Genomic DNA, 14,971 nt, shown 5'->3' with positions numbered 1-14,971 from the left:
AGTTTCTGCAATACGCCTTAAGCGCTAAGCTATAGGCAATGATAAACCGCTTAAAGCTTTCAGCTTATAGCCAAAAGCAAACTAAAATGAAAACAGCATATATAGTAAAAGCATATAGAACAGCCGTTGGGAAAGCTCCCAAAGGTGTCTTTAGATTCAAGCGAGCAGATGAGCTTGCCGCAGAAACGATTCAGTATATGATGAAGGAGCTGCCAGAATTTGATAAAAAGAGAATAGATGACGTCATTGTAGGTAACGCAATGCCAGAAGGATCTCAAGGTCTTAATATGGCGCGTCTTATATCTCTTATGGGACTAGACGTTATAGACGTACCTGGTGTAACTGTAAACCGTTTTTGTTCTTCTGGAATAGAAACTATAGGAATGGCAGTAGCAAAGATTCAAGCTGGTATGGGTGATTGTATTATCGCCGGTGGAGCAGAGTCTATGTCTTCTGTACCTATGACAGGATTTAAACCAGAACTTAACTACGATACTGTAGTAAAGTCTGGACACGAAGATTACTACTGGGGAATGGGTAACACCGCAGAGGCAGTAGCAAATGAGTATAAAATCTCTCGTGAAGATCAAGATGAGTTTGCATATAACTCACATATGAAAGCCCTACGCGCACTAGCCGAAGATCGTTTTCAAGACCAGATTGTACCTATAGACGTAGAGCAAACGTATATAGATGCAAACGGTAAGAAAGCTACAAAATCTTACACAGTAAACAAGGATGAAGGTCCTCGTGCAGGAACAAATAAAGCAGCACTTGCAAAACTTAGAGCAGTATTTGCAGCTGGAGGAAGTGTAACTGCTGGTAACTCTTCACAAATGAGTGATGGTGCTGCCTTTGTAATGGTTATGAGTGAGGAGATGGTAAAAGAACTTAACATCGAGCCTATCGCACGTATGGTAAATTATGCAGCAGCAGGTGTACCACCACGTATAATGGGTATAGGTCCCGTAGCTGCCATTCCAAAAGCCCTTAAACAAGCTGGACTTAAGCAAAATGATATTGAGCTTATTGAGCTTAACGAGGCATTTGCATCACAGTCACTTGCAGTAATACGCGAGTTAGGACTTGATCCAGATATTATAAACGTAAATGGTGGTGCGATTGCATTAGGTCACCCACTAGGATGTACTGGAGGTAAACTATCAGTACAGTTATTTGACGAGATGCGCAAGCGTGATATGTCAGGTAAATACGGTATGGTTACAATGTGTGTAGGTACCGGACAGGGAGCTGCAGGGATTTATGAATTCTTGAAGTAATTCCGCTTTCGCGAAAGCGTAAAAACAAAAAAATATAGTACATATTTCTTATAGAGAAAGAAAAAAATTAATTAGCAATAGCAATGAGCACAGAAACAACAAAAAATGATATCCTACGCGGTGGTCAATTTATCGTAAAGGAAACAGCTTGTGAAGATGTCTTCACAATGGAAGATCTTAATGAAGAGCAAAAGATGATGCGCGACTCTACAAGAGAGTTTGTAGACCGCGATCTTTGGGCACACTGGGAGCGTTTTGAAAAGAAAGATTATGCATACACAGAGGAGACTATGCGCAAAGCTGGTGAACTAGGTTTACTAGGTGTTGCTGTACCAGAAGAGTATGATGGTCTTGGGATGGGATTTGTATCTACAATGCTTGTTTGTGATTACATTTCTGGAGCTACTGGATCTTTTAGTACTGCCTTTGGAGCACATACTGGGATAGGTACAATGCCTATCACACTTTATGGTAACGAAGAGCAAAAGAAGAAATATGTGCCAAAACTTGCTACTGGTGAGTGGTTTGGAGCATACTGTCTTACAGAGCCTAGTGCTGGATCTGACGCAAACTCTGGAAAAACAAAAGCCGTTTTATCTGAAGATGGAAAGAGCTACAAGATTTCTGGACAAAAAATGTGGATTTCTAACGCTGGTTTCTGTAACCTATTTATCGTTTTTGCTAGAATAGAAGATGATAAAAACATTACAGGGTTTATCGTAGAAAATGATCCTTCTAATGGAATCACACTAGGTGAAGAAGAAAAGAAATTAGGTATACACTCTTCTTCTACTCGTCAGGTATTCTTTAATGATACAGTAGTACCTGTAGAGAATATGCTTTCTGACCGTGGTAACGGTTTTAAAATCGCGATGAACGCACTTAACGTAGGTCGTATTAAACTTGCTGCTGCTTGTCTTGATGCACAGAGACGTGTGATAAACGAGGCTGTAACATATGCAAAAGAGCGTGTACAGTTTAAAACTCCTATCATAAACTTTGGAGCAATTAAGCAAAAACTTGCGCTTATGGCTACAAACGTCTATGTAGATGAGTCTGCATCTTACCGTGCTGCCAAAAACATTGAAGACCGTATCGCTATGCGTCAGGCAGAAGGTAACACACACCAAGAAGCAGAGCTTAAAGGTGTTGAGGAGTATGCTATAGAGTGTTCTATCCTTAAAGTTGCAGTATCTGAAGATGTACAGAATACTACAGATGAAGGTATCCAGATTTTTGGAGGAATGGGCTTCAGTGCAGATACTCCTATGGAGTCTGCTTGGCGTGATGCACGTATCTCTCGTATCTATGAAGGTACAAACGAGATTAACCGTATGCTCGCTGTAGGTATGATGGTAAAGAAAGCGATGAAAGGACACGTAGACTTTATGGGACCAGCAATGGCTGTAAAGGATGAGCTTATGGGTATCCCTTCTTTTGACACTCCAGATTACTCTGAGACACTTTCTGAAGAAAAAGCACTTATCAAGAGCCTTAAGAAAGTATTCCTTATGGTTGCAGGATCTGCAGCTCAAAAGTTTGGAACAGAGCTAGAGAAAAATCAGCAACTACTTATGGCAGCTGCAGATATTCTTATAGAAATCTATATGGCAGAGAGTGCTATACTACGTACTGAGAAAAACATTAAGCGCACTGGTCTAGATAGTCAAGCAACACAAGTTGCAATGTCTCAACTATACCTATTTAACGCTGTAGATATCATCCAGACTAAAGCAAAAGAAGCTATTATCTCTTTTGCCGAAGGTGATGAGCAACGTATGATGCTTATGGGACTTAAACGTTTTACAAAGTACACAAACCAGCCTAATGTAATCGCACTGCGCAACCAGATTGCTGCAGATGTTGAAGAAAATGGTAAATACCGCTTTGACGGATAATATATTTTTTTAAGTCACTAAAACTATGTGTACTAGATTACGTATTGAAAATGACTTAAATGTATATGTATTCGCCTGCGCGAAAATTTAATATCAACAGAAGCCACTTCCCTATCGAAGTGGCTTTTTTTGTACCCTACTACTACAACGATTTCGTAACACAACAACCTATTTTACACAATGAAAATTAAAAAAGTCCTCGTCGCAAATCGCGGGGAAATTGCTATTAGAGTACTACGTGCCTGTACAGAACTTAATATTGCAACCGTAGCTGTCTACACCTATGAAGATAGATACTCACAACATCGCAACAAAGCAGATGAGTCTTACCAGATAGGAGCAGATAATGAGCCGCTCAAACCCTATTTAGATATGGATCAAATCATTGATCTAGCAAAATCTAAAAATGTAGATGCCATTCACCCCGGCTACGGCTTCTTATCTGAAAACTCAGAATTTGCAAGAAGATGTGCAAAAAACGGTATTATATTTATTGGCCCTGAGCCAGAAGTAATGGATGCACTAGGTGATAAAATCACCGCAAAAAAAGTAGCACAATCTTGTGGGGTACCTATAATAGAGAGTAATAAGAAAGCCTTAGATTCACTAGAAACTGCCCTAAGTGAAGCTGGAAAAATAGGGTATCCAGTAATGCTCAAAGCTGCCTCTGGTGGCGGTGGTCGCGGTATGCGTATTATACGTAAGGAAGAAGATTTACAGCTTAGTTTTGACTCTGCACGTAATGAGGCGCTCAACTCTTTTGGAGATGATACAATGTTTTTAGAAAAATATGTAGAAGACCCAAAACATATAGAAGTACAAATAGTAGCAGACACACACGGTAATATAAGACACCTTTATGAACGTGATTGCTCTGTACAACGCAGGCACCAGAAGGTGGTAGAAATGGCTCCTTCATATAACCTATCACAAACGCTACGCGATAACCTTTATAAGTATGCTGTAGCTATTGCTACAGAGGTAAATTATAACAACATAGGCACCGTAGAGTTTCTCGTAGATGCAGATGATAATATTTACTTCATCGAGGTTAATCCACGTATACAAGTAGAGCACACAGTAACCGAAATGGTTACAGGTATTGACCTTGTAAAAACACAAATCTTTGTGGCTGGCGGTTATAAACTATCAGATAAGCAGATAAAGATTTATGGACAAGAGTCTATAGGTACTTACGGCTTTGCCATACAGTGTAGACTTACCACAGAAGACCCTACTAACAAATTTACACCAGATTACGGAAAGATAACAACCTACCGTAGCGCTTCTGGTATGGGTATACGTCTAGATGCCGGTAGCATTTATCAAGGGTATAAAGTGAGTCCGTTTTTTGATTCGATGCTTGTAAAAGTATCTGCTCACGGTAGAACGCTGGATGGTGCAATACGTAAGATGGTGCGCGCCTTAAAAGAATTTAGAATACGTGGTGTAGAGACTAACATTCATTTTCTTCAAAATGTCATACAGACAGACGTTTTTAAAAATGGAGAGACCACGGTAAATTTCATTCAGAATACTCCTTCCCTATTTAATATTAAACTTTCTCAAGATCGTACCTCTAAGGTTGTTCAGTTTCTGGCAGATGTGAGTGTCAATGGTAATAGTGATGTAAAAACAAAAGATCCAAAAAAGGTATTTACAAACCCTAAGGTGCCACTTTACAGCCTGTCTGATCCGTTTCCAAAAGGGACAAAAGATATGCTTACAGAGCTAGGTCCGGAGGCATTTTGTAAGTGGTTACTAGAGGAGAAAAAAATACACTTTACAGATACCACAATGCGTGACGCACACCAGTCTTTACTGGCAACGCGTATGCGCTCTTATGATATGCTCAAAGTAGCATCAAGTTTTGCAAAAAATCACCCTAACACCTTTAGTATGGAAGTATGGGGAGGTGCAACCTTTGATGTATGTATGCGATTCTTACACGAGAGCCCTTGGACACGTTTACGAGAGTTACGCAAGGCAGTACCTAACATCTTGTTCCAGATGCTCCTTCGTGGTTCTAATGGTGTGGGTTACAAAGCATATCCAGATAACCTTATAGAAAAGTTTGTAGAGAAGTCTTGGGAGAATGGTGTAGACCTCTTCCGTATTTTTGACTCTCTTAACTGGGTAAAAGCGATGGAACCTAGTATACAATACGTGCGTAATCTTACAGGAGGAATAGCCGAAGGTGCCATAAGTTATACGGGAGATATTCTAGATACTAAGCAAACTAAATACAACCTCAAGTACTACACACAACTTGCAAAAGATCTAGAAAATGCTGGGGCACATATGATTGCCATTAAGGATATGGCAGGATTATTAAAACCATATGCAGCGACAGAACTTGTTACAGCGCTTAAGGAGACGGTAAATGTACCTATACACTTACACACACACGACACGTCTTCTTTACAAACAGCTACTTACCTCAAGGCCATTGAGGCAAATGTAGATGTGGTAGATGTGGCTCTAGGAGGACTTTCTGGATTAACTTCTCAACCAAACTTTAATGCTGTAGTCGAGATGCTTAAGTATCAAGATAGAGAACACCCATTTGAGATGGAAAAACTCAATCAATTTTCTAATTATTGGGAAGATACGCGTGATCTCTACTACCCTTTTGAGTCTGGACTTAAAGCCGGAACGGCAGAAGTATTTCAGCACGAGATACCAGGTGGGCAGTACTCAAACTTGCGCCCTCAGGCAACTGCTCTAGGTCTTGCAGATAGATTTACAGAGGTAAAAAAGATGTATGCCGCTGTAAATAAAATGTTTGGCAACCTAGTAAAGGTTACGCCTAGTTCTAAGGTGGTAGGTGATATGGCCATTTTTATGGTGACCAATAACCTCACACCAGAAGATGTGATGGAGCGTGGTGATACCATTTCCTTCCCAGAGTCTGTTATAAACTTCTTTAAAGGAGATCTAGGTCAGCCAGTAGGTGGTTTCCCAAAAAAGCTACAAGCCATTATCTTAAAAAATAAAGAAGCTTATACAGATAGACCTAATGCACACCTTGCGCCAGTAGATTTTGATAAGGAGTATAAAGTCTTTACAGAGACCTTCCAAAAAGGGTTTACCAGACCACTAGAGATAGAAGATTTTCTATCATATATGCTCTACCCTAAGGTTTTTGAGCAAGCACACGAAAACTATAAGAAATACGGTAACCTAGCGCTCGTACCTACTAAGAATTTCTTCTTTGGTATGAAACTAGGTGAAGAAACACTTATTGAGCTAGAACCAGGAAAAACGGTGATCATCAAGTTACTCTCTATTGGTATTCCTAATGATGAGGGAATGCGCACGGTATTCTTTAAAGTAAATGGAGAAAATCGTTTTGTAGAGGTACACGACACTTCCCTTAATATCAAAAAGGTTGAAAACGTAAAAATTGATCCAGATAATGAAAACCACATAGGTGCTCCATTACAAGGGTCTCTTTACAAAGTGCTGGTCAAAAAAGGGCAAGAAGTCAAAGAAAATGACCCACTTTTTATAATAGAAGCTATGAAAATGGAAACTACCGTTGTTGCCTTTAAAGATGGTACAGTACAATCTATAATCGTGACAGATGGAACAATGGTGTCTCAAGATGATCTCGTTGTAACTCTTGAATAAGCCACCCCCTGCATCTCACAATTTTTGATGAGATACTCGGTAAAGCCGCCTCTTGACAGGCGGCTTTTTTTGTTCTCAAGAGTACAAGTACTTTTACAGGTTGTGAGTCCGCTTTCGCGAAAGCGTAATAAAACCCTATCTCAAAAGTACCTTAACTTCATATTTACAACCGGCGTTAAATAAAACCTAATATCACCTAGGGAATAGGAATTATACAACACAACTTGTACTTTAAATTAAAACTAAATCGATATGAATACTACAAAAGTTATACTACTTAAAAATAGACCGAGCGGCAAACCGTCATCTAGTGATTTTGAATTTACAGAAGAGCAAGTGCCGGAAATAAATGATGGTGAGATACTCTTAGAAACTACATACGTCTCTGTAGATCCTTACCTAAGAGGAAGAATGCAAGATGCCAAATCTTACGTGCCGCCATTTGGGCTTAATAAGCCTATACACTCTGGTGTAGTGGCAAAAGTTATAGCGACCAAAAATGACAACTTTAAAGAAGGAGATTATGTATCTGGTATGCTAGACTGGAAAGAGGTACAGAAATCTACTGGAGAAGAATTACACAAAGTGTCAAAAGACAATGCTCCCCTACCCGCATATCTTGGTACGCTAGGTATGACCGGTCTTACTGCATACTTTGGCCTTAAAGAAATAGGAAAACCTAAAGAAGGAGAAACCATACTCGTATCTGGTGCAGCAGGCGCCGTAGGAAGTATCGTAGGGCAAATAGCAAAAATAAAAGGCTGCCGCGTGGTAGGTGTTGCAGGCTCTGATGAAAAGATAGAAAAGCTTAAGAAAGATTTTGGCTATGACGATGGCTTCAATTACAACACAGAAGATGATCTAAACGCTGCTATACAGAGAACCTGCCCAGATGGTGTAGATGTATACTGGGATAACGTGGGAGGAGAACTCTCAGACGCTGTATTCTTTAATATTAACCAGAAAGCACGTATTATAAACTGTGGTGCAATTGCCGTGTATAATGATAATAAAGTGCCTACTGGTGTGAGTCCGCAGGTATTTTTAATTAAGAATAGTGCCTTGATGCAAGGATTTATAGTGTCTAATTATATGGATTCTTTTCCAGAAGGGGTACAACAACTTAGTAAGTGGTACGGAGAAGGTAAACTGCACCACGAAGATACTATTGTAGAAGGTTTTGAAAATATACCGCAAGCGTTTATAGACCTCTTTGATGGTAAAAACACCGGTAAGATGCTCGTAAAGATATAGACGAGATAACACGTATTATTATTGCACCCCTATGTAAGGCACAATGTCATACATAGGGGTGTAACTTTTTGTGCAAAATAACGAGACTAAGGTGTATTAAAATTATCTTCGCAGCAGATACTAGTTTTAATGAGTTACCACCTCCTTTCTTCGCCCTTACAGGGCTTTACAGATTTTCGTTTTCGCAATGCACAACAAAAATATTTTGGAGGTATAGACACTTACTATGCTCCTTACATACGACTTAATAAAAAACAAGTCATAAAAGGCTCTTACCAGCGAGACTTAAATCCAGAAGTAAACACATCGCTAGAGGTCATCCCGCAAGTAATGACGGCAGATCCAGATGACTTTATTTTTGTGATTAAATATATACAGTCGCTAGGTTATAAAGAACTTAACTGGAATCTAGGCTGTCCCTATCCTATGGTCACAAAAAGCGGTATGGGATCTGGACTTATTTGCAATACAGAAAAAATAGACCACATACTTGACCGTGCGCATACGGAAACAGATGTTACCATCTCAATGAAAATGCGACTGGGCTATGAAAGTCCAGAAGAGATTATTAATTCTTTTCCTATTCTTGAAAAATACCCGCTCAAGAGTGTGGCTATACACGCACGTCTAGGTAAGCAGTTATATAAAGGTGGGGTAGATCTTGAGGGTTTTCAAAAATGCATAGACACGGCAAAACACAAATTATATTACAACGGTGATATCACAACGGTAGCACAGTTTAGAAAAATGAGAGAGCGCTTCCCTTCTATCGAGCATTTTATGATAGGTCGCGGTCTTATTGCAGATCCTTTTTTACCAAGTATGATTAAGGCAGATACTACTGCCTATCCTGCAAATAGATGGGCAATCTTTAGAGAATTTCACGATGAGATTTATACACAATATGATGCTGCCCTCTCTGGCCCCACTCCTATCAAAATGAAAATGCAAGGCTTCTGGGAGTTTTTTGCACAGTCTACACACAACCCACAGAAGGTTTTTAAGGCTATAAAAAAAGCAAGCAACCCTATGAAGTATCAAAAAGCCGTAGGAGAAATAATCGCAGCACAACGATAGTAAGATATTAAGCTATCTTTGCACCTCACAAAAGAGCCTCTCAATCTATTGGAAGACGTATTACTCATAACACCACCCTTTACACAGCTTAACACGCCATACCCGGCAACAGCATACATAAAAGGTTTTCTTAATACTATAGATATCACAAGCTACCAGATGGATCTGGGTATTGAGGTAATACTTAATTTATTTACCAGTGATAGCTTTCAAGAAATATTTGATAGTGTTAAAACCCAAGACCTAGCACTCTCAGAAAATGCACAGCGCATACTTGCACTTAGTACGCAGTACGTGCAACCGCTAGATAGAATAATTGCCTTCTTACAAGGTAAAAACCAGACGCTTGCTAGACTCATTTGTACAGATAACTTCTTACCGCGTGCCTCTCGTTTTGAGCAACTAGATGATCTCTCTTGGGCTTTTGGTGAAATGGGAATGCAAGACAGAGCAAAGCATCTTGCTACCTTGTATCTAGAAGATTTATCAGATTTTCTAGTAGAATGTGTGGACCCAAATTTTGGTTTTAGTAGATATGCAGAACGTCTAGGTCAAAGCGCAAATAACTTTGACGAGTTATATGATGAGTTACAGCAAGAACTCACATATATAGATGAGATAACAATTGGATTGCTAGAAGCCCGCTTTCGCGAAAGCGTTCCAAAACTAGTACTACTCTCAGTACCTTTTCCCGGAAATTTATACAGTGCACTGAGATGTGGTGCTTACATCAAAAAAAATTACCCGGAAGTAAAAGTGGCTATGGGCGGTGGATTTCCTAACACAGAGTTGCGCTCTATTACAGATACCAGAGTTTTTGAGTTTACAGATTTTATCACCCTAGATGATGGCGAGCTACCCGTTGCACTACTCATAGATGCAGTGATACATAAAGTTGAAAACCCAACCTATAAACGTACGTTTCTCATAGAAAATGGTGCTGTGGTTTATAAAAATAACACGGCAAGACAAGACTATAAGCAAGCACAAGTAGGAACTCCAGATTATAATGACTTGCTACTAGATGAGTATATCTCTGTGATAGAGATTGCAAACCCTATGCACAGCCTGTGGAGTGATGGCAGATGGAACAAGCTCACAATGGCACACGGCTGCTACTGGGGTAAATGTACTTTTTGTGATATCTCACTAGACTACATAAAGATTTATGAACCTGTTGCAGCACGCACGCTTGTAGACCGTATGGAAGCCCTTATCGCTCAAACGGGCGAAAACGGTTTTCACTTTGTAGATGAAGCTGCTCCTCCAGCTCTAATGAAAGCTGTAGCACTAGAAATACTTCGTAGAGGGCTTGTAGTAACCTGGTGGACAAATATTAGATTTGAAAAAAACTTTACTGCAGATCTATGTCTACTTCTTAAAGAATCTGGATGTATTGCAGTGTCTGGAGGGCTTGAGGTAGCTTCAGATAGGCTACTTAAACTTATAGACAAAGGCGTGACGGTTGCACAAGTGGCACAAGTTACTCGCAACTTTACAGCGGCAAATATTATGGTGCACTCCTACCTTATGTATGGATATCCCACACAGACGGTACAAGAAACGGTAGATAGCCTTGAGATGGTGAGACAGCTCTTTGAGCTAGGTATTATACAATCTGGATTTTGGCATCAGTTTGCGCTCACAGCTCACAGTCCTGTAGGGCAAGATCCAGAAGCATATGGCGTGACACCCCATTATAACGAGATTACCTTCGCAAATAATGATGTAGACTTTACAGATAGCACAGGGATAGACCACGCTAGCTTTAGCTACGGACTCAAGAAATCACTCTTTAATTATATGCACGGTATAGGCTTTGAGATGCCGTTACAAGACTGGTTTGATTTTGATATTCCTACATCTACTATAGATCCATATTACATAGAAGACTGTCTCAACACAGAGGTAAATCTAAGTGTAAAACCTACGGCAAAAATAGTTTGGATAGGTACAACGCCTATCGTGAGTTACTTCTCAAAGAAAAAGAGACAGCTTGCCACGCTCCTATTTCACACCATAAGTGATGAGTTTACGATTACTCTCAGTGAGGGAGAAGCCAGATGGGTTATTGCTATACTACCGGCTCTAAGCCCTCAGAGTGAGCAGCTAATGACTTACTCAAAACTTAAAAGCTCGTATGAAGAACAGTTTGAGCACTTTGAGCTTTTTTGGTTTTCAAAACCTCTGGAAACACTTAAAGAAAAAGGACTTTTAGTGCTGTAACTTCTTTTTATAGCTTACTACGGGTAATGTAGCATACAACATTATAATTGTAGGTGCATATCTATTTGTGACTAGCTAAGTTTCTTTATTTTTAACTACTCAAACACGGTCTTTAGCTGTTAACACAAAGAACTACCGATATGGCAAAAAATACTTCGCAAATCCCTAACGGCGTTATGCTTAACGCATATCCAGATAGCATAGGTACTAACCTCAGTGATGTCGTAACATTGCTTCAAAAACCAGCGCTTAAGGATGTATTTTCACTATTTTACGTCTTACCCACCTTTTTTAATAGTGATCTAGACAGAGGGTTTTCTATCGTAGATTACAATATTAATAAAGAGCTTGTCTCTCAAGCAGATCTTGACGCACTTAAAGAGCTAGATATTATGCTCAAATTTGATATTGTGCTCAACCACCTTTCTGTAGGTTCTCCACAGTTTAAGGATATATTAAAAAACGGTGACGCATCACCTTATAAAGACTTCTTTATAGACTGGAATAACTTTTGGAAAAATCATACCGCAAGTTATAAAGATGGCGTTGCAGTTCCAGAAAAACAATATTTGGACAAGTTATTTATGCGTAAGCCAGGCTTACCTGTGCTTAACGTACTTTTTCCAGACGGCACAGAGCGCCCTTACTGGAATACTTTTTACCAAAAAATCACCCTACAACCCATTACTCTTGAAGACATAGCACATCTAGGTCTGTCACAAGATGATAAAGATCACGCTATAACTCTTATTAATGAGACCATTGAGGCAGGAGGAATACTAGAGGAATTACGCTTTCGCGAAAGCGTACAACCCCACAAGCAAGATGTATTAAACATAGTACATAAAAATAGATCATACCTGGGCCAGATGGATGTAAATGCAAATGCGCCAGAAGTGTGGGATTTTTATGATGAAACACTTCGCAAGGTGGCAAGTTTTGGATGTAAGATACTACGTCTTGATGCCTTTGCTTACTTACATAAAGAAGTAGGACAGACTAATTTTTTTAATAAACCTGGCACCTGGACCTACTTAGAGCGCATACGCCAGATTGCCGAAAAGTATGATCTTACCCTTTTACCAGAAATACACTCAGAGTATGGACTAGGTTTACACGACGAGGTGGCAAGCGAGGGATATCAGATTTATGATTTTTTCTTTCCGGGTCTAGTGATTCATACCATTGAGACTGGTGATAATACGGCACTCACAAAATGGGCAAAAGAAGTCGTTACAAAGGGCTATAAGACCGTAAATATGCTAGGTTGCCACGACGGGATTCCTGTTTTAGACCTTAAGGGCATCATAGATAAAAAAGGAAATACACACCAAGGACTACTTAAAGACCGAGAGATTGAGCATATTATAGATACGATACTTGACCGTGGTGGTCGTGTTAAAAATATATACGACCCAGAGGGTAATAAAATCTCATACTACCAAGTAAATGCAACCTTTTACAGTGCGCTAGGTGAAGACGATAATAAGCTACTACTGGCAAGAGCGTTACAAATATTTATGCCAGGTATCCCACAGGTGTGGTACCTAGACCTCTTTGCTGGTAAAAATGACTATGCCGCCGCAGACGCTGCAGGCACAGGTGGTCATAAAGAGATTAATCGTACAACTCTTACTCAAGAAGATATTACATCTGGCTTACAGAAACCAGTGGTACAAATGCAACTAGCGATGCTACGATTACGTAACACATCTCCTGCTTTTAATGGTACGATGGCCATATCAAACAGTACTGCAAACGAAATACATATCGCGTGGTCTAATGATGTAAACAGGGTGGTATTACAAGCAAACCTTAAAACAAATCGCTTTAAAATCTCATTCCAAGAGAATGGTGAGAACGTGATTATCACTAATGAGTAGGGCGAATTCCGCTTTCGCGAAAGCGGAAACTTTATCCCTAAAATTTTAAGCACCAGCTAGTCATTACAAAGCATATATGAGGTTAATTGCCTCTTTTTCTAATTGAGTTTGATTTATCATTCGTAACTTCTACGTCTAAAATCAATCCAAATGAAAATACGTATTACTTCACTTGTACTTTGTATGTTTATGGGCTCAATACTCACAGCTCAAAGAGACAATGCTACGGTGCAGGCTTTAATAAAGGAAGCCACACAAAATTCACAGTTAGAATCGCTTGCCCACCAGATCACAGATGTGCTTGGCCCAAGACTTGTGGGTACACCACAAATGCAAGCTGCAAATGACTGGGCTGTACAACAATATGCATCTTGGGGTATAGAGGCTCGCAATGAGCAATGGGGAGAATGGCGAGGATGGGAACGAGGAATTTCTCACATAGATATGCTTGAGCCCAGAGTACAGAGTTTAAGAGGTACGCAACTAGCCTGGAATCCAAGTACTTCAAAGGAAGGTGTTACTGCAGAGGTTATCACCCTACCTACTATTAAAAACGCAACGGAGTTTAAAAAATGGCTGCCAACCGTAAAGGGTAAGATTGTTCTTATTTCAAAACCGCAAATCACGGGACGCCCAGATTATAACTGGGAAGAGTTTGCTACCGAAAAGTCGTTTGCCAAAATGAAAAAACAACGCGACTCTCTATCAAACTTATGGAATGACAACATACAGCGCACGGGATACACTAGTAGAGGTTTACCAGAAGCATTAGAAAATGCAGGAGCCGTAGGTATCGTAACTTCTAACTGGTCAAGAGGTTTTGGAGTTAATAAGATATTTAGTGCTAGAACAAAAGAAATACCTACCGTAGATCTTGAACTAGAAGATTACGGTATGCTTTATAGACTATCTGAATCTGGTAATACTCCTAAAATTAATATTACAGCAATCTCAAAAGAACTGGGTACCGTACCTACATTTAATACCATAGCAGAAATAAAGGGGACAGAAAAGCCAGAGGAGTATGTCATATTATCGGCTCATTTTGATTCTTGGGATGGCGGTACAGGAGCTACAGACAATGGAACGGGTACGCTTGTAATGATGGAAGCTATGCGTGTACTTAAAAAAATCTATCCTAACCCAAAACGTACTATACTAGTAGGTCATTGGGGAAGTGAAGAACAAGGGCTTAATGGCTCAAGAGCCTTTGTAGAAGATCACCCAGAAATTGTAGCAAAAGTGCAAGCATCATTTAATCAAGATAATGGCACAGGTCGTGTTGTGCGCCTTAATGGTGGCGGTTTCTTACGTAGTTATGATTATTTAAACAGATGGTTAAATGCTGTACCTAAGGAAATAACAGATGAGATAGAAACTACATTTCCTGGTGCGCCAGCACAAGGAGGGTCAGACTACGCTTCATTTCAAGCTGCTGGAGCTCCAGGGTTTAGTCTCAGTAGTTTGAGCTGGTCGTACTGGAATTATACGTGGCACACCAACCGTGACACTTATGACAAGATCGTTTTTGATGATGTACGCAATAATGTAATCCTTACTGCAATACTTACATATATGGCTAGTGAAGATCCAGAATTTACCTCTCGTGAGCAAGCAGTGCTCCCACTAGATAGAAGGTCTGGTAAACAAAGAGAATGGCCTACGCCTCGTTCTCCCATAAGAAAAGGAGGACTTGATTAACTCATAATAATTAAACACC

General features: G+C 39.9%; 8 protein-coding genes. All 8 read left to right on the top strand.

Features of this window, described 5'->3' with window-relative positions; genetic code table 11:
• Window positions 1-86: 86 nt before the first annotated feature.
• The 8 genes from Q0948_RS07790 (at window position 87) to Q0948_RS07755 (ending at window position 14,952) form a co-directional block, all read left to right on the top strand.
• Entirely contained in the window at window positions 87-1,280 is a 1,194-nt protein-coding gene (locus tag Q0948_RS07790) for an acetyl-CoA C-acyltransferase (protein ID WP_038600741.1), read from the top strand.
• Between the two features lie 83 nt (window positions 1,281-1,363).
• Window positions 1,364-3,178 carry an acyl-CoA dehydrogenase family protein gene (locus Q0948_RS07785; RefSeq protein ID WP_298350866.1) on the top strand — a complete coding sequence of 605 codons (1,815 nt, stop codon included), beginning with the start codon at window positions 1,364-1,366 and terminating at the stop codon, window positions 3,176-3,178.
• Between the two features lie 180 nt (window positions 3,179-3,358).
• Window positions 3,359-6,811, top strand: coding sequence for a pyruvate carboxylase (locus Q0948_RS07780; protein ID WP_298350869.1), 3,453 nt, complete (start codon window positions 3,359-3,361; stop codon window positions 6,809-6,811).
• Window positions 6,812-7,063: 252 nt separating this feature from the next.
• The gene (locus Q0948_RS07775) at window positions 7,064-8,065 is read left to right on the top strand and encodes an NADP-dependent oxidoreductase (RefSeq protein ID WP_298350872.1); all 1,002 of its coding nucleotides are present in this window, start codon (window positions 7,064-7,066) and stop codon (window positions 8,063-8,065) included.
• Window positions 8,066-8,194: 129 nt separating this feature from the next.
• Complete coding sequence (locus Q0948_RS07770; protein WP_298350874.1) at window positions 8,195-9,142, top strand: tRNA-dihydrouridine synthase family protein; 948 nt, start codon at window positions 8,195-8,197, stop codon at window positions 9,140-9,142.
• Between the two features lie 48 nt (window positions 9,143-9,190).
• Window positions 9,191-11,368 carry a radical SAM protein gene (locus Q0948_RS07765; RefSeq protein WP_298350877.1) on the top strand — a complete coding sequence of 726 codons (2,178 nt, stop codon included), beginning with the start codon at window positions 9,191-9,193 and terminating at the stop codon, window positions 11,366-11,368.
• Window positions 11,369-11,508: 140 nt separating this feature from the next.
• Window positions 11,509-13,251, top strand: coding sequence for a glycosidase (locus Q0948_RS07760; RefSeq protein WP_298350880.1), 1,743 nt, complete (start codon window positions 11,509-11,511; stop codon window positions 13,249-13,251).
• 150 nt (window positions 13,252-13,401) lie between these two features.
• A complete protein-coding gene (locus tag Q0948_RS07755; RefSeq protein WP_298350882.1) occupies window positions 13,402-14,952 on the top strand; it encodes a M20/M25/M40 family metallo-hydrolase in 1,551 nt (516 codons plus the stop codon).
• Window positions 14,953-14,971: the final 19 nt, after the last annotated feature.

It is taken from the genome of uncultured Dokdonia sp. (assembly GCF_947496725.1).
Lineage (GTDB): Bacteria > Bacteroidota > Bacteroidia > Flavobacteriales > Flavobacteriaceae > Dokdonia.
The sequence above is the reverse complement of the archived record's forward strand: the minus strand, read 5'-3'. Positions and strand labels throughout refer to the sequence as shown.